This is a genomic window from Neorhizobium phenanthreniclasticum, assembly GCF_040066075.1.
In the GTDB taxonomy this organism is placed as follows: Bacteria; Pseudomonadota; Alphaproteobacteria; order Rhizobiales; family Rhizobiaceae; genus Neorhizobium; species Neorhizobium petrolearium.
This window is the reverse complement of the sequence record NZ_JBEAAL010000003.1, coordinates 41,722-58,420: the sequence shown is the minus strand read 5'-3', so window position 1 is coordinate 58,420 and position 16,699 is coordinate 41,722. Positions and strand designations below refer to the sequence as shown.

Below are 16,699 nucleotides of genomic sequence, written 5' to 3'. Positions count from 1 at the left end.
CGGCCAAGACCGAAAAACCATCGAAGGTTTAGAATGTTTGGCTTCCTGTTGCGGCGTCTTGCCGTGTTGATCCCGACCTTCATCGGGGTCTCGATTATCGCCTTTTCGTTTATCCGATTGCTGCCAGGCGATCCTGTCGCATTGCTCTCGGGCGAACGCGTCATGTCGCCGGAGCGCCACGCGTTGATCAGTCAGCAGCTCGGCCTCGACCGGCCAATGGTAATTCAATACCTGGATTATCTCGGAGGCGTTCTGACCGGGGACTTCGGCTCTTCCATCGTTTCGAAGAAACCGATTCTCGACCAGTTCCTCGCGCTCTTTCCCGCCACTGTCGAGCTTTCGCTCTGTGCGATCATCATCGCTGTCGCACTCGGTATCCCGGCAGGTGTGATAGCGGCGATCAAGCGTGGATCGTTTTTCGATCAGGCGCTGATGGGCGTGGCCCTCGTGGGCTATTCGATGCCGATCTTCTGGTGGGGCCTCCTGCTCATCATCTTCTTCTCCGGTATCCTGCAGTGGTTTCCGGTCTCCGGCCGGATCTCACTGATGTTCTTCTTCCCGCCGGTCACCGGCTTCATGCTGATCGACTCGCTGCTCTCCGGCCAGAAAGGCGCCTTCGCCTCTGCGCTGAGCCATCTCGCACTTCCCTCGATCGTACTGGCGACCATTCCTCTCGCGGTCATCGCCCGCCAGACGCGTTCGGCCATGCTGGAAGTCCTGTCGGAAGATTACGTTCGCACCGCCCGCGCGAAAGGCCTATCGCCCTTCCGTGTCGTCGGCATTCATGCATTGCGCAACGCCATGATCCCGGTCATCACCACGATTGGCCTGCAGATTGGCGTCATGCTTGCTGGTGCCATTCTCACGGAAACGATCTTCTCGTGGCCGGGTATCGGCAAGTGGATGGTCGACAGTGTCTTCCGTCGGGACTATCCGGTTATCCAAGGCGGGTTGCTGCTGATCGCGGGCATCATCATGCTCGTCAACCTCATCGTTGATCTACTCTACGGCCTGATCAATCCCCGTATCCGGCATTAAGAAGGAGAAAATCCCATGGCCGATATCATGGTCGACAAGGCGCCTGAACCAGTCTCCAGCGCTGCGCTGCGCCGCCAGATGCTAAAGGAATTCTGGTTCTATTTCTCGGAAAATCGTGGCGCCGTCATTGGCCTCTTCGTTTTCCTTCTGCTCGTTGTTGTCGCTGTTCTTGCGCCTCTCATCGCGCCCCATTCGCCTTTCGAACAGTATCGCGACGCGGTTCTTGTGCCGCCGATCTGGACCGAAGGCGGACGCGCCAGCTACCTGCTCGGCACCGATCCGGTTGGCCGCGACATCCTCTCGCGCCTGATCTACGGCGCGCAATATTCGCTTTTCATCGGCGTCTTCGTGACGACGCTGTCGCTGACCGGCGGCATTCTGGTCGGCCTCATTGCCGGATATTACCGCGGCTGGGTGGATACCGTCATCATGCGCCTGATGGACATCATCCTCGCCTTCCCGTCGCTGCTGCTGGCACTCGTGCTCGTCGCGATCCTCGGCCCCAGCCTGACGAACGGCATGATTGCGATTGCGCTCACCCTCCAGCCGCATTTCGTGCGCCTGACCCGTGCAGCGGTCATGGCCGAGAAGACTCGCGATTACGTGACGGCGGCGCGCCTTGCCGGTGCCGGCCCGCTCAGGCTGATGTTCCGCACCATCCTGCCGAACTGCACGGCGCCGCTGATCGTCCAGGCGACGCTTTCCTTCTCGAACGCCATCCTCGATGCAGCCGCTCTCGGCTTCCTCGGAATGGGCGCTCAGCCGCCGGCCCCGGAATGGGGCACGATGCTCGCCGAGGCACGGGAATTCATTCTGCGCGCCTGGTGGGTCGTCACCTTCCCCGGCCTTGCAATCCTCGTTACCGTGCTTGCCATCAACCTGATGGGCGACGGTCTGCGCGATGCGCTCGACCCGAAACTGAAGAGGTCCTGAACATGGCGCTTCTGCAAATCGACAATCTCACCGTCGAGTTCGAAACCGCAACCGGCTGGTTCAAGGCCGTTGACGGCGTTTCCATGTCCGTCGAAAAGGGCGAAGTTCTCGCCATCGTCGGCGAATCCGGCTCGGGGAAATCCGTCGCCATGCTTGCCGTCATGGGGCTTCTCCCCTGGACCGCGAAGATTACAGCGGACCGGATGCTTTTCGAAGGTCGCGACATTCAGAAGATCAGCCCGGCTGAGCGCCGCAAGCTGATCGGCAAGGATATCGCGATGATCTTTCAGGAGCCGATCGCCAGCCTGAACCCGTGCTTCACGGTCGGCTTCCAGATCGAGGAAGTATTGCGCATCCATCTCGGCCTCGGCAAAAAGGAACGCCGCGCTCGTGCAATCGAACTGTTCAAGCAGGTGGGCCTGCCCAATCCGGAAGAGCGGCTGAACCACTTTCCGCACCAGATGTCCGGCGGCCAGTGCCAGCGCGTGATGATCGCGATCGCGATCGCCTGCAATCCCAAGCTCCTGATCGCCGACGAGCCGACCACCGCGCTCGACGTGACGATCCAGAAGCAGATCCTCGATCTCATCATGTCGCTGCAGGCCAAGAACGGCATGGGCCTGATCATGATCACCCATGACATGGGCGTCGTAGCCGAGACCGCCGACCGCGTCGTCGTGCAGTACAAGGGCCGCAAGATGGAGGAGGCCGACGTGCTTTCCCTCTTCGAGAGCCCGAAGAGCAACTATACGAAGGCGTTGCTGGCGGCCTTGCCGGAAAATGCCACCGGCGACCGCCTCACCACCGTTTCCGCCTTCTTTGACGGCAATCCGGAACCAGCTCCGGGAGTAAGCGCATGACTGAAAACACCATGCTCGATGTGCGCAATATCAAGCGCGATTACGAATTGCCGGGTGGCCTCTTCAAGCCGAAGAAGATCATCCATGCGGTAAAAGGCGTTTCTTTCAAGCTCGAACGCGGCAAGACACTTGCGATCGTCGGCGAATCCGGCTGCGGCAAGTCGACACTCGCCCGAATGATCACTTTCATCGACGAGCCGACCTCCGGTGATCTGCTGATCGACGGCAAGAAGGTCGATACCCGTCCCGGCCACCTGACTCAGGAGATGCGCCAGAAGGTGCAGATCGTCTTTCAGAACCCCTATGGCTCGCTCAACCCGCGCCAGAAGATCGGCGATGTGCTCGGCGAACCGCTGGCGATCAATACCGGCATGTCGGCGGAGGAACGGCGGCATCGCGCCAACGAAATGCTGAAGAAGGTCGGTCTCGGCCCGGAGCACTACAACCGCTATCCGCACATGTTCTCGGGCGGCCAGCGCCAGCGCATCGCCATTGCCCGTGCGCTGATGATGAACCCGAAGCTGCTGGTGCTGGACGAGCCGGTTTCGGCACTCGACCTCTCGGTACAGGCCCAGGTGCTGAATCTGCTTGCCGATCTTCAGGACGAGTTCAACCTCACCTACGTGTTCATCAGCCACGACCTTTCGGTGGTGCGCTATATCGCCGACGAGTTGATGGTGATGTATTTCGGCGAGGCGGTGGAGTATGGCACCCGCGACGAGGTCTTCTCCGACCCGAAGCACGAATATACACGCACGCTTTTCGCCGCGACGCCCCGCGCGGATATCGAATCCATCCGCGCCCGTATCGCCAGGAAGAACGCGGCAAAAGCCGTCGCCTGACTACTCCACAAACACTCTGACGCTGGCGGCCCGACCGGCAGCGTCGATCACCGTCAGCGTTGAATAGCCGGCGCCGTCGGGCGTCCATTCGTTGGTACGGCGGCGGGAAATGTCGCTAAGCGGCCTGCCGTTGGCGAGCCAGCGGAAAGGCGCCCGCCCGCCTTGCAGCTTCAACACCAGTGGCGAGATTTCCCCGGTTTGGGCGCCTAGGTCGACCCGCGCACCTTCGGGCGGATAAACGATCTGTGGCGCCGGTTCCCGCGCGGATGCGGAAATGAGACCATTCGCCGTCATCGAGAAACGCCGCTGGCTGATTGGCAAGTCGGACTGCGCAAGCCGTATGGCGCCCGCAGGTGCTGGAGGCAAAGGCGTGATCGGCACGCCGGATTTCGAGAATGCTTCAAAGAGGATCGGTGCCGCCGTCTGATAACCGGCAATGCCTGGTACCGCACCATTGTCCGGTCGACCGACCCACACGCCCAGCACATATCGCCCATCGAATCCGACCGACCAGGCATCGCGATAGCCGTAGCTCGTACCGGTCTTGTAGGCGATGCCAAGCCTGCGGCTTCCTTGCGGCGGCAGGACGTCCGAGAGGATATCCGCGACATTCCAGACCGCCTGCGGCTCCAGCAGCGGCTCACCTTCGATCGCGCTAGGCTGATCCTTGATTCCGTTGCCGACCCTGACCGGAATGCCCCGATTGGCAAGCGCTGCATAGGCCTGCACCAGATCCTTCAGCGTAATGCCCACTCCACCCAAACCAATTGCTAACCCTGGCGCCTCGTTGGGCGGCAGAACCGGGCGCACCTCGGCACGACGGAAGCGGATCATCAACCGCGATGGCCCGACCGCATCGAGCAGTCGCACCGCCGGCACGTTGAGCGACAATTGCAATGCCTGCCGGACACTCACATCGCCCTGATAACTCATATCGAAGTTCTTTGGCCTGTAGCCGAAGAAATCCGCTGGCCTGTCTTCGATGATCGTCTCCTGGCTGACAAGGCCCTGTTCGAAGGCAAGGCCATAAATGAAAGGCTTCAGCGTCGAGCCTGGCGAGCGGTAGACGCGCGTCATATCGATCCAGCCGGAGCGGCTGGCATCGAAATAATCGGCCGATCCCACTTCGCCGACGATCGCGCCGGTCGTCACATCGGCCATCACCATCGCGAGCGAAATTTTTGGCGCGAGCTTTGTCGCCGCCTCGCGGGCGACCTGTTCCAGCCCCTGCTGAATGCTGCGCTTGAGCGTCGTCCTGTATTCCTGGGCCTTCGGCTGCCTGCGGATCGCCGCTTCGGCGAGATGCGCGGCATAGGCCGGCAACTGCAGGCGCCGCGTCGGGATCGCATCACCCGCGGCCCGTTCTGCCTCGCCATCTCCCAACAAATCCACGACGGCAGATCTCATCAGCACCCGCTCGCGCGCCACTTTGGCGGCGTTGAGATGCCGGTCCGGCCGCCGGCCTTCCGGCGATTGCGGCAGTGCTACCAGAAGCGCCGCCTCTGCCACCGACAGGCGGCGTGGCTCTTTGCCGAAATAGGCAAGGCTGGCTGCGCGCGCACCTTCCAGATTGCCGCCATAGGGCGCATGCGTGAGATAAAGCTCGAGGATTTGCTCCTTGCTCAGTCGCCTCTCGATCTGAAGGGCGCGGACAAGCTGCAGCAGCTTGGCGGAGACGGAACGGGTCTCGCGCGGCTCGATCAGCCGCGCCACCTGCATGGAAAGCGTGGAAGCGCCGGAGACGACCCGGCCGTTAGTGACGAGTTGCAGTGCTGCACGGCCGAGCGCCAGAGGATCGATGCCCGAATGGCTGCGGAAACGCTGGTCCTCATAGGCAATCAGCATCTTCAGGAAGCGCGGATCGACATCTTCAGTCGTCGTCTTCAGCCGCCAGCGCCCTTCCGGCGTCGCGAAGGCCCGCAACAGCTCGCCGTCAGCGTCCAGCACTTCTGCCGAGAAGACATGCGTCTTTTCAAGCGGCGGCGGAAAGGCCCTGTCGGCTGCGTCAAGGCCGACGATCAGCCCCGCCGCAGCGACAAGGCTGATGGCTAGACCGATCGAGAATTTCCATCTGCGCTTCATTGATTGAGCCGCCGCTTATTGCTTGACGACGACCTCCATCTTGCCCGTCGCGGTGCGCGCCGAGAATTGCGGACGATACATGTCCTCCACCTGCGCGGCCGGGTGATCGTAGACGCCCGGTGTTACGGCGCGGACGACATAGGCCAGCGTGATCTGCCGATTGTCGCCGGCGCTCCGGTCGAAGGCCGCAACGAAACGATCATTGCGGAATTCGGTATGAGCGGCCTGTACTTCCTCGATCCAATCAAAGTTGGTGAGGCTGGCACTGTTGACAATGCTCGGATTGTCGATTTCGAAACCTGCCGGCAACAGATCGCTGACGACGATACGCGATGGCCATTCATTGGTTTCGGTGATGCTCAGAACAACGACGTAACGCTCGTTCTGCTGCGCCTCGCTGACATTCACCTCCTCACCGGCCATATTGTAGTAGGTGCGGGTGATCTCGAAGCCGTCACCGCCGGCCGGCAGCGGCTGGGCCGGCGCAGCCACCGTTGTGATCGCCGCAGACAACGGATCGCCGCTATCGTTGCGGATCGTCACCGGATGATCGATGAGCGCATCTCCCGTCATCTGCGACATCAGTGTGCCCCGATGGTCCGCACCATTCACATTGAGCCGCAGGTTGTCATCACCCTTCTGCAAAGCACGAGCGGCGAGCAGCATCCAGGTCTGTTCCTGGGTACTTGTGTACTTCTTGGCACTCCACTCCCTGGCAACAATGTCCGCCAATGCCGGGACGATCGGCGGCACCGGCTTGCTTTCGGCGGCAAGCGCCAACACTGCAGCGCCGTCGCGCAACGACGAGCCGTAGTCGGAGCGCACCAGGCTCACCTTGTGAATCTGCGCCTGTTCCGACATCTGCAGGGAGTCCGCAAAGATGCTCTTCGACCGCTGGGCATCGCCATAAAGCGAGAGGGCAGCAGCGATATGCGCTTTGGCCAGCGGTGTCGGAAAGTCGTTCAATGCCGTGTCCGCGTAATAGCGAAGGTCGCTGATCGCTGCCTTGCGATTGCGGGCGAGCACATAGAGTGCATAAGCGATCTCGTTGCCCTGATCGCGGACGTTGTTGGTGTAGCCCAGCGAGTTCTGCAGGCTTTCGAGAGCCTGAACCAACGCCTGTTCCGGGACGTCATACCCCTGCTCCCGGGCGCGGGAAAGAAAGTCCGTCACATAGGAATCGAGCCAGAGGTCGCCGCCGCCGGGTCCCCACAGGCCGAAACTGCCCGCCGAGGACTGGTAGGAGAGCACGCGATCGATCGCATCCTTCACCCGCTTCTTGACCTCCGCATCGTCGGCCAGACCGTTCTGTACCGCCATCTCGCTGAGATAGAGAAGTGGCAACGCCCGGCTGGTCGTCTGCTCGGCACAGCCGTAAGGGTAGCGGCTGAGGCTCATCAGCAATGCCGGAATGTCGAAGGCGTTCGAGCGACTGACATTGATGCTAACCGAAGCGCCCTGAAGTACGCTATCGGCGAGCAGGTTGGAATCGACCGTGACACTGGCGCCGGGCCGGAGATCGACCAGCCGTCGCTCGGTCACCGGCATCGCAGCCGGCCGTACCGGAATATTGAGCACCTGTTCTAATGACAGGCCGGACGCATTCGACAGGCGGATGGACACAGTCCCGTCACCCGGCTCGATACCGACCAACGGCAGTGTGACACTGGTCTTGGCTCCTGCGGCGAGTTCCACCGGCTTGATCCCGCTCTGACCGACGGCGACCGCATCGCTCGTCGTGACACTGAGGTCGTAAATGCCGGCAGGTCCATCGGCATTGGCAAGATCGAGCCTCAAATTGCTGTCGTCGCCGGGCGCCAGGAATCGCGGCAGACTTGCGGTGATCACGACCGGATCGCGGATCACCACATCCTTCACGCTATGCCCAACGCCGGTCTTCGACCAGGCGACCACCATGACACGCGCCGTGCCATTGAACTGCGGGATGTCGAAGGAGACATTGGCCTTGCCTTCAGCGTCGAGCTTCGCCGGTCCCGAAAAGAAGGCGACCAGCTTTTCCTTCGGCGGACTGCCCTGCAACGCAACGCTGCCGACGTCGCCGCCGGTGCGCAACCGCCCGGTCGCACCCAGCGAGCCGTCGATCAGTCTGCCGTAGATGTCGCGGATTTCAAGGCCGAGACGACGCTGGCCGAAATACCAATCATCCGGCGCCGGCGGCTCATAACGTGTGAGATTGAGGATGCCGACATCCACCGCAGCAACCGTGACATAGGCATTCTCATTGGCACCTGCTCCTGCCACCTGCACGGAAATATCGAGCGGTTGGCGCGGCAACGTCTTTTCCGGCGCATCGATCGACACCTGCAGATCGCGGCTTTCGGGATCGACCTTCAGCCAGGTAACGCCGATGGCACGCATCGGCATACGGCTCTCCTGTGCCTCGCCGGGACGATAAAGTGTCGCGGTGACGTAAGACCCGGCACCCCAATCGGCCGTGACGGGAACCTCCACCTCGCCGCCACTCTGACCAACGCTGACATTTTGCACCGAGATCAGGTCCTCGGAACCAGAGGTGACCATCAGTTCACCGGCATAACGCGACGAAACCTTGAGCCTGGCGGTTTCGCCGACCTTGTAGCTTGGCTTGTCGAGCGCGATTTCCAGCGCATCGGGGGTTTCGGTCGAGGTAGCGGTCACGAACCAACCGGCATCGAACTCCACACTGGAAACCGGACCGCCGACTTCGGTGGCCTCGATTTCCAGACGATAACGGCCCCAGTTGACCGGAACCGAAATCCTGCCACCGTCAGCCGTTACGTTCACGGTTCCATTGGCGATCTGACTGGTGCGGGTTACCGGCTCGAAACGCCAGGAGGAGCCATCGCGATACCACTGATAATCGCGCTCGACCTTGATCAGTTTCCAGGGCAAGCCCTGTATCGGCTGCTTCCGGCCATCCGCATCAACGACGATCACGGTGAAGTTGCCGACCGAGTTTTCGGCAAGGTCACCTGTAAATTCCGGCTTGATGCCGATCCGCGCGCCATCCGGTTTGACCGGCAGAGCGAGCGAGCGCTCGACGGCGCGGCCGCCGGCCTCCTGCATACGCACCACGATGTCCGCATTGACAAGTTGCGTCGTCGAGGGCACGTCGCTGACGGCAGCATCGAAAGTCGCCTTGCCATCTTCGTCGGTAGGTTCCAGCGCATCAAGCGGAATGCGCACGGCTTCCGTTTCTTCCTCATCAGCGAGGCCGAATTGGAAACCAGGAAAGGCGGCATTCTCACGCGTTGGTTTCAGTGTGATTTCGCCTTCGAGATCGAGGCCGGCGGCTGGTGCACCATAGAGAAAGCGACCATCGACATTGACCGATACCGGCTGGCCGATTTCGATTTCCTTTGCCTCGCTCGTCATGTCGAACTCGACGCGGTCCGGCACGAAATCGTCGACCAGGAAAGTCTTCTCGCCGATCGCCGAGCCTTTCGGATCGGTGAAAATCTGCATGGTCCAGGTGCCACGCATGGCGGTCTCGAGCAGCGGTAGGTCGAGCGCATAGCCACCGAGCGAGCCATTGTTGACCATGCGCCTATCCTCGACGCCGTCCGGACGCAGAAACACGAAGGTGAGCGGCAGATTTTCGATCGCCGTCGCATCGATGTTGCGGGCAAGCGCGCTCGCATGAACTGTCTCGCCGGGTCGATAGATGCCGCGTTCGGTCCAGGGCAGGATGTCGATTGCGCCGGGCGCCGGCCGGCCCGTCACCCCACGGTCTGAAAGGTCAAAACCGGCACGCGTCATGTCTAGGAAGACGTAATCCTGGCCGCTATTCTGAGCGGTCAGAACCGCCGGCACCATTCCCGCGGTGCCACGCATCAGACCCGCAGTGAAGACGGCGCGGCCATCCACATCAGTCCTGGCGGTGCCGAGAATTTCATTGTTTTTCGCAAGGAGCTGCAGATCGACGCCGGCAATGGGTTTCGCAGTGCCGAGCGAGCGGGCGAAGACATGCAGGCCGTCTGTACCGGCATAGGTCGTAAGACCGATATCGGACACCACGAACCACTGCGTCGCCTTGTTATCCCATTCCTGGGTCACGGCATTCGAGGCAGCGGCGGTCAGCACATAGACGCCCGGCTTGCGGGTTGGCAGCACTTCGTCGACCGGAAGGCTCGTCACCACGTCCTTGTTGAGTTCCTGGCCGGTGTCGATCGTGCCTTGCCAAACGAGTTCGCCGTTCTGCTCTTCGATCTGGTTGGCATTGTAGCCGTCCATTTGGGTCAGGAACTGCGAATTGGCGAGCAACGATGCGATGTTCCGGTCACCAATGCGGTAAAGTTTCAGATCCGCCTTTTCCGTGTTGACCGAAATGATCGGAATGCCGCGGCGGGCGGTCGAAGGCAACACAAAGCTGTCGCCGGTGAAACGCACCATCGGCGAGCGGTCCTTGACGTAAATGTCGATATCGACCTGTGCGACGAGCGGCTCGTCCACGGAGGAAGGCAGGCCACGACGAAGCGACAGCTTGTAGCGCTGACCGTGTGTCAGGCCTTCGACGCAGATCTGGTTGTCCTTGGCTTCCATCGCTTTCGGCGCCTGGCCGTCAAGCACCACAAACGGTGCGTAGTCCACGCCGGTCTTCACCAGAGGCTCCGAGAACTGTACGCAGGCACGTGGATTTGCACTGTCGGCATCAACCGTATTGCCGGTCACGCGAAAACCCTGGCGATCACGCAAATCGTTGTAAGCGGCCTCGACGGTGCGGGCATTCACCAGGGCAAGGCTTGCCTTATAGGCGTTGAGCGCTGATCGGTAGTTCTGCTGTTTGGCCAGCGCTGCGGCGAGAACCGCCAGCGCATCGGCGCGGCTTTGCGTCGTGCGGGAGAGCTCATAACCGTTGATCGCGGCAAGCGACCCTTCGCTATCGGCGCTGCTGTTGTCCTTTGCCGTGCCTGCAGCGCGGGCAAGCTCAATCCAGAGCGCACCATCATCCGGTGTGAGGGAAAGGGCGCCCTTGAAGTTATAGATTGCGGTATCGACGTTACCGCGGAGAAGTTCGCTCTGGGCGATGGTCTTCAGGTTCTCGACCCCGTAACCCTGCTGGTTGTCGCCGAGCGTCAATCCGTCCTTCTGTTCACGCGCCTGTTGCAGCAGGTCTTGCGAAAGGAAGGTGAGCTTCGGTGGCGCACCGAGATCCGGCTCTGCCGCTATCTCCACGATCTTGCCGGCAACGGCACCCTGGAAAGAGTTGAGCTGGCCGTAATCCGACTTCAGGAAGCACCATTTAGCTTTGGTATTGTAGGTGAAGGCCTTGCAGCCATTGTCGCCGATACAAGCCGCCTCGCATTGGGCCTGGCTGACATTCTTGACGGTTCTCAGATCAAAGCCGAGATAATCGCCGTCCTGCGTCGTCTCGACGCGGCGCTCAGCCGCAGCCAGGGGCGAGGCCAGAGCAAGCGAGGAGAAAAGAAGAGCGGAAAAGCCGAAAAATGCGCGCCTAGACATGATACGTCCCCCCGTGGCTGCCATCGGATGAGCCAGTTTTCTAATTTATGCAAGGACTTGTCAACGAACCTCGGCACCTGATGCTGCCGAATTTCGTGAAGATGCTGTCACAAAAGAGGATCTGTGCCGGAACGGATCAGGCCATCAGGCCCGCCGCCGTGAAGCCTCCATCGACCGCTAGAATTTGTCCGGTTATATAGGAAGACTGCCGATCATCGATGAGAAAAGCGACAGCCGAAGCAATCTCTTCCGGCCGCCCGTAGCGCCGCATTGGAACGGTGCGATGCCATTCCTCGCGGGTAGTGGCCGTATGGTTTTCCTTGACCATCGGTGTCTCGATTGGCCCCGGCGCGATGGCGTTGACGCGGATCAGGTCATCGGCGAGTTCAACGGCCATGATTTTCGTGAGCGTGATCAGTGCACCTTTGGAGGCGCCATAAGCCGAACGACCGAGATTGCCCTTGATGCCGGAAACCGATGCGATATGGACGATCGAACCGCCGCCGTTTTCATGCAGGACCGGTGCCAGCGCCTGCGAGAGGGCAAAGGCTCCGACAACGTTCACCTCGTAGATTCGCCTCAGCATGTCCGTGGTCGTGTCGGCAAAACGAACATTGGCTGCGATTCCCGCGCTGTTGACGAGCGCGGCAAGCGGAGCGGCGAGCGAATGGCATTGATCCGCAAGCCGCGCCACAGCCGCCTCGTCGGTCACGTCGAGTGCGACGGGCGTGAGCATTGCAGTGCGGTTCCCCATCTTCTCATCGAGACGCGCCAATGCGTCAGCGTCGCGATCGGCGGCAACCACATGCCAGCCGGCATCGACCAGAAGCTCCGTCGTCGAAAGGCCGATCCCCGATCCCGCACCCGTGACGACGACGCTCCGCATGTTCAGCTTCCTCGTTTTTCGATGATGACCAGTTCGAATGTGACGCCGACGGGATTATCGCCTCGCGCAAGCCTGCCGTGATAGATCACGCCCTCCGTATCGACGACTGCGGCGTCGACGGAGGCCCGAAGCCCATCCGCCGTATTTTCAAGCGAGCCGTTTTCGATAGCGATCTCGGTGGCAATGCAAGCGACCCGGTGTCCATCCTCGAAGACCGGTTCATTGATGCTGCCGATACCGTAAATATGGGCGCTCTCGATGCCGTGTTCCCGGCAAACCTCCTCGATCGCCATACCCACGTCCTCGTTGGGCCGCACCCGAAGCAGGATACCGTTCCCCGCGCCGCTTTCCCCCTTGGCTGAAAAGAGCGTGAAATTCGTCTCCGGGTCGGAAACGGAATCGAAGGTCGCGGTCGCACTTCCATAACCTCTGACGGGGATCGGCCGGCTCACCACACTATCGAACGGCAGAACATGCCCCATGCGCAGCATGCCCCCGCCCGTGTCCCAGATGCCGTGACAATGCAGGAAAGGCGAGCCTTCACGTTCGCCGAAGATCGCCGTCGCAGCCCGGAATTTGCCACCCGCTTCCGGCGCGAAGGTCGCGCTGTACCAGGCGGCATGCTCTTTATCGGGAGAGAAAGCCGGCAGCACATAGCGGAACGGATCGCAGGCACCGCCTTCGATGTTGACGAAACCGCCTTTGCAGCCGGCCTCGGAAAAAACACGCGCCACGCCGGCCATAAAGGTTTCGCCGGGCCGTAACACGCCTTCGATAGGCTGCAGCACAGTCCGCACTGCCTCTCGCCGCACCGGCGCGATCGGTCCCGGATGCTTAAGCTGCCGCAGCGCCGGCTTCTCATTAGCCGGCTTCAGATCTAGGTCACCCCGCGCCTGCAGTTCCTCGCGGATCATCTTCTTGGTGATCTTGCCATAAGCGGATTTCGGCAACGCGTCCCAGAAGATGAAGCGTTTTGGCATCTTGTAACGGGACATCTTGCCGTCGATGAAAGCGAACATCTCCTCTTCGCTGGCCGAAACGCCCGGCTTGGCAACACAAATCGCATAACCGACCTCGCCCCAGAGCGGGTCCGGTACGCCGAGGACTGCCACTTCGCTGATCGCGGGATGCGTAAGAAGCTTCTCCTCGATCTCTCGCGGATAGACATTCGAACCGCCGGAAATATACATGTCGGACGCGCGCCCGGTGATGTAGAGAAAGCCCTGGTCGTCCATATGGCCGAGGTCGCCGGTGCGGAACCAGCCGTTGCGGAACGCCTTTTCATTGGCTTCCGGATTGTCGTAGTAGCCGGCAAAGACCGCCGGGCCGATGACGCAGATTTCGCCTGTCTCGAAGGGAGCGACCTCCTCGCCCGTGTCGTTCTGGATCGAGACCTGCATGCCGGTGCGTTCGATGCCGCATGTACCGATCTTCACGCCCGCGCCGTCTTCCGCCGAATGCAGCGCCGGAGGCAACACCGTGATCGCGCCGGTCACCTCGCCGAGCCCGAAATATTGCACGATGACCGGGCCGAGGCTTCTCAAAGCCCGTTTCTGGTCCTCGCGATACATGGGCGCGCCGGCATAGATGACGTAGCGCAGCGAGGAATGGTCGTATTTCTCAGCCGCCGGATGCTCGACCAGGAGCTTCAGGATTGTCGGCACGGTGAACATCGTCGAGACGCGCCACGTCTCGATCAGCGCCCAGGCAGCATCGATATCGAATTTCTCCGTCGGCAACAGGATGGTCTTCACCCCATGCGCCACCTGCGTGAGTTGGTGCACGCCCGCACCATGAGAAAGCGGCGCGACGACCAGCGCCGCATCGGCGGAGGTCACACCCGGCATCAGATCGCAGAGATGATTGTTGATAACGAACGCCATCTGGCCATGAGTCAGCACCGCAGCTTTCGGCCGTCCAGTCGTGCCGGAGGTGAAGAAGAACCAGCAGGGATCATCCCGCTCGATGCGCGCCTCGACTGGCTTTTCCCCATAAAACTCCTCTACGATCGCATCGTAGGAGGGGCCGAAATCGGTCTCGCCGATGCTGAGGACAAAGCCGATCTCAGCATTCGTTTCGCGTGTCACCCGGGCATGATCGGGAAAGGACGCGTTGCAGATCATTCCGGTCGCGCCGCTTGCCCTGGCGAGGTACGCCACTTCCTCCGGTGTCTGTCGGAAATTGGTCGGCACCCAGACTGCTCCGATCCGGAAGCAGGCGAACATGGATTCGAACATCTGGTTGCAGTTCTGCGACTGGATCAGAATGCGGTCGCCCTTGACGACCCCGAAACGCTCCTGCAGCGCCGTTGCCGTTGCATCGATACGCGACTCCAACTCCGCCCAGGTCCAGGTCTTGTCCGCCCAGACGAGTGCGACGCCTTCCGGTTCGCGGCGCATGGCCTGTGTCACGAAGCGGGCAAGGTTCATCACCCGCGTCGAGCGCGGGCTAAGCCCACCCCTCGGATCGGCATGACCACCGGCGGCAACCGAGGCGATCGCATTCATTTCGTCCGCTCCAAGATGGAAACATAATTGGCGACCGCAGCGCCGCCCATGTTGAAGACGCCGGCGAGCGCCGCACCCGGTATCTGCATGTCGCCCGCCTCGCCGCAAAGCTGCATCGCCGCCATGACGTGCATGGAAACACCCGTCGCTCCAATCGGATGCCCCTTCGATTTGAGCCCACCGGACGGATTGACGGGCAGGCGGCCGCCCTTGCGGGTGATGCCTTCGCGAATGACGCGGTAACCCTCTCCGGGTTTGGCGAGCCCCATCGCCTCGTACTCAATGAGCTCGGCAATGGTAAAGCAGTCATGGGTCTCGACAAAACTGAGATCGTCGAGAGAGAGGCCTGCTTCGGCGAGCGATTTTTTCCAGGCCATGCGAGCGCCCTCGAAGGCGATCGGATCGCGCCGCGACATGGCGAGGATGTCGTTCACATGGTTGCGTGCCTTGAAGGCCACCGCACGCCTCATGCCGGCGGCGACCTCCGGTGCTGCGATCACCAATGCTGCTGCGCCGTCGGACACAAGCGAGCAGTCGGTCCGGCGGAGTGGAGCCGCGACATAGGGGTTTTTGTCGGAAACCGTGTTGCAGAAATCAAAGCCAAAGTCCTTCTGCATATGGGCATAGGGATTCTTCATGCCATTGGCATGGTTCTTCGCCGCAATCATTGCAAGTTCTTCCGAGCGGTCGCCGTATCGCTGGAAATAGTGGCTGGCGATGCGGCCAAAGAGCCCTGCGAAACCGCCTTCGACATCTGCCTCCTCCTCGCGGTAGGATGCTGAAAGCAGGATATCGCCTGTCTCTTTTGTCGGTAGCGCCGTCATCTTCTCAGCGCCGACGACGAGCGCGATCTTGCCGCGCCCGGAAGCGATGAAATCAAGCGCCGAATAAAGCGCGGCCGAGCCCGTCGCGCAGGCGTTTTCCATGCGTACGGCTGGAACGTGATCGAGGCCGTCGGCTGCCATCGCCACCAGCGCGCCCTGGAAATCCTGCTTCGAAAAGCCGTTGTTGAAAACGCCGACAAAAATCCCGTCGATATCGCTTGCCGTGATGCCGGCATGCTCCAAAGCCGGATTGATCACCTCGGCCATCAGTTCCCGGGTCGAGCCGGCCTCTGACTTGCCGAATTTCGAATGCGCCCAACCGACAATCTGTGCTCCTGACATGACCTTCTCCTTCGTTTCAAACACGTTCGGGCGTTCGGGGCCGCGCCGGCTGCCGTATGGTTTGCGTCACGGGCTTCTGGGAACTGAAGAGCGCCCGCAGCTTGCTCTGCACCCGTTCCACCTCCTGCCGCAGCAACCCGGCAAGTTCCTTCTGGCGCTCCTCACCCATGCGGCTGTCGATCGCCGCAATCGACAACGCGCCGGCAAGCCGCCCGTCCGGCAGCAGGATCGCCATGCCGATACCCCAGGAATTGGCGATCACCCGACCCGGGTTCAATGCATAGCCAGCTTCCCGTGTGCGGGCGACGTCTTCGCGTATGGTCTCCGGCGAGTATCCCGGATACTGGACCGCGATAACGCTTTCGATCCTACCGACGATCGCCTCCACTTCCGAATCCGGCAGAGCCGCCAGCATGGCGAGCGAGCCGGCACCGATCCCAAGCGGGTTCTGGTCGCCGGTCAGCAACGCGTGGGTACGTACCGGATGCGTGCCCTCTTCGCGATGCAGGCAGACGGCATAGTCGTCCCGGCGCATCGACACAAAGCTCGTATCCGCAGACAGTCCGGAAAGCCGTTTCAGGCTTTCGCCTGCCATTTCCAGCAGACCATGCCGGCGTGAGGCCAGCATGCCGAGCACATAGAGTTCCCCGCCGAGATAATAACGGCGGCTGAGCTCATCCTGTTCAAGGAGGCGGGACCGCATCAACGCCATGAGAAGGCGCCGGGCAGTTGGTTTGTTGAGACCGCTGTCGGCAACGACGTCACTTAAGGCGACTCCCTTTTCTGCCCCGCGCCCGACGATGGAAAGAAGCTGTAATGCCCGCTCCACCGCCTGCGCGCCGGAACCGGAAGCGACTTCATGCCGAAGACCGGGTAGGTTTTCGATCATTTCCTCCATCGACCGCTTCTCTCCCATATCGCG

The 16,699-nt window shown here is 61.2% G+C and carries 10 protein-coding genes and 1 pseudogene; 4 read left to right on the top strand and 7 right to left on the bottom strand.

Features of this window, described 5'->3' with window-relative positions; translation table 11 throughout:
- Positions 1-33 precede the first annotated feature (33 nt).
- From ABK249_RS06450 to ABK249_RS06435, 4 genes are read left to right on the top strand one after another with little or no spacing between them, the layout of a single operon-like run.
- Positions 34-1,038, top strand: coding sequence for an ABC transporter permease subunit (locus ABK249_RS06450; RefSeq protein WP_037156546.1), 1,005 nt, complete (start codon positions 34-36; stop codon positions 1,036-1,038).
- A 27-nt stretch (positions 1,039-1,065) separates the two neighbouring features.
- Positions 1,066-1,971: an ABC transporter permease subunit gene (locus tag ABK249_RS06445; protein WP_152601265.1), complete on the top strand. Its 906-nt coding sequence runs from the start codon at positions 1,066-1,068 to the stop codon at positions 1,969-1,971.
- Positions 1,972-1,973: 2 nt separating this feature from the next.
- Positions 1,974-2,831 carry an ABC transporter ATP-binding protein gene (locus tag ABK249_RS06440; RefSeq protein ID WP_052183085.1) on the top strand — a complete coding sequence of 286 codons (858 nt, stop codon included), beginning with the start codon at positions 1,974-1,976 and terminating at the stop codon, positions 2,829-2,831.
- Positions 2,828-3,673 carry a dipeptide ABC transporter ATP-binding protein gene (locus ABK249_RS06435; RefSeq protein WP_348862471.1) on the top strand — a complete coding sequence of 282 codons (846 nt, stop codon included), beginning with the start codon at positions 2,828-2,830 and terminating at the stop codon, positions 3,671-3,673. Before ABK249_RS06440 ends, ABK249_RS06435 begins: the two co-directional genes overlap by 4 nt.
- Here the strand turns inward: ABK249_RS06435 and pbpC are convergent, their stop codons facing one another.
- From pbpC to ABK249_RS06400, 7 genes and pseudogenes are all read right to left on the bottom strand, one after another.
- Positions 3,674-5,755, bottom strand: coding sequence for a penicillin-binding protein 1C (gene pbpC, locus ABK249_RS06430; protein ID WP_348862470.1), 2,082 nt, complete (start codon positions 5,753-5,755; stop codon positions 3,674-3,676). It lies immediately after the preceding gene.
- A 15-nt stretch (positions 5,756-5,770) separates the two neighbouring features.
- The gene (locus ABK249_RS06425; protein WP_348862469.1) at positions 5,771-11,218 is read right to left on the bottom strand and encodes an alpha-2-macroglobulin family protein; all 5,448 of its coding nucleotides are present in this window, start codon (positions 11,216-11,218) and stop codon (positions 5,771-5,773) included.
- Positions 11,219-11,354: 136 nt separating this feature from the next.
- Positions 11,355-12,104: an SDR family NAD(P)-dependent oxidoreductase gene (locus ABK249_RS06420; RefSeq protein WP_227704435.1), complete on the bottom strand. Its 750-nt coding sequence runs from the start codon at positions 12,102-12,104 to the stop codon at positions 11,355-11,357.
- A 2-nt stretch (positions 12,105-12,106) separates the two neighbouring features.
- Positions 12,107-12,586 (bottom strand): PCC domain-containing protein, encoded by a 480-nt coding sequence (locus tag ABK249_RS06415; protein ID WP_348862555.1) that lies wholly within the window; start codon positions 12,584-12,586, stop codon positions 12,107-12,109.
- A gap of 393 nt (positions 12,587-12,979) precedes the next feature.
- Positions 12,980-14,611, bottom strand: a pseudogene (locus ABK249_RS06410) (acyl-CoA synthetase); the annotation flags it as partial.
- On the bottom strand, positions 14,608-15,777 hold the full coding sequence (locus ABK249_RS06405) for an acetyl-CoA acetyltransferase (RefSeq protein WP_348862468.1): 1,170 nt from the start codon (positions 15,775-15,777) through the stop codon (positions 14,608-14,610). The gene ABK249_RS06405 and the pseudogene ABK249_RS06410, both read right to left, overlap by 4 nt.
- Positions 15,778-15,793: 16 nt before the next feature.
- On the bottom strand, positions 15,794-16,675 hold the full coding sequence (locus ABK249_RS06400; protein ID WP_348862467.1) for an IclR family transcriptional regulator: 882 nt from the start codon (positions 16,673-16,675) through the stop codon (positions 15,794-15,796).
- Between the last annotated feature and the right edge of the window lie 24 nt (positions 16,676-16,699).

Excerpts from the sequence above, each read along its gene's own strand:
- ABK249_RS06450 (WP_037156546.1), top strand. The coding sequence starts at position 34 with ATGTTTGGCTTCCTGTTGCGGCGTCTTGCCGTGTTGATCCCGACCTTC.
- ABK249_RS06445 (WP_152601265.1), top strand. The coding sequence starts at position 1,066 with ATGGTCGACAAGGCGCCTGAACCAGTCTCCAGCGCTGCGCTGCGCCGC.
- ABK249_RS06440 (WP_052183085.1), top strand. The coding sequence starts at position 1,974 with ATGGCGCTTCTGCAAATCGACAATCTCACCGTCGAGTTCGAAACCGCA.
- ABK249_RS06435 (WP_348862471.1), top strand. The coding sequence starts at position 2,828 with ATGACTGAAAACACCATGCTCGATGTGCGCAATATCAAGCGCGATTAC.
- pbpC (WP_348862470.1), bottom strand. The coding sequence starts at position 5,755 with ATGAAGCGCAGATGGAAATTCTCGATCGGTCTAGCCATCAGCCTTGTC.
- ABK249_RS06425 (WP_348862469.1), bottom strand. The coding sequence starts at position 11,218 with ATGTCTAGGCGCGCATTTTTCGGCTTTTCCGCTCTTCTTTTCTCCTCG.
- ABK249_RS06420 (WP_227704435.1), bottom strand. The coding sequence starts at position 12,104 with ATGCGGAGCGTCGTCGTCACGGGTGCGGGATCGGGGATCGGCCTTTCG.
- ABK249_RS06415 (WP_348862555.1), bottom strand. The coding sequence starts at position 12,586 with ATGGGGCATGTTCTGCCGTTCGATAGTGTGGTGAGCCGGCCGATCCCC.
- ABK249_RS06405 (WP_348862468.1), bottom strand. The coding sequence starts at position 15,777 with ATGTCAGGAGCACAGATTGTCGGTTGGGCGCATTCGAAATTCGGCAAG.
- ABK249_RS06400 (WP_348862467.1), bottom strand. The coding sequence starts at position 16,675 with ATGGAGGAAATGATCGAAAACCTACCCGGTCTTCGGCATGAAGTCGCT.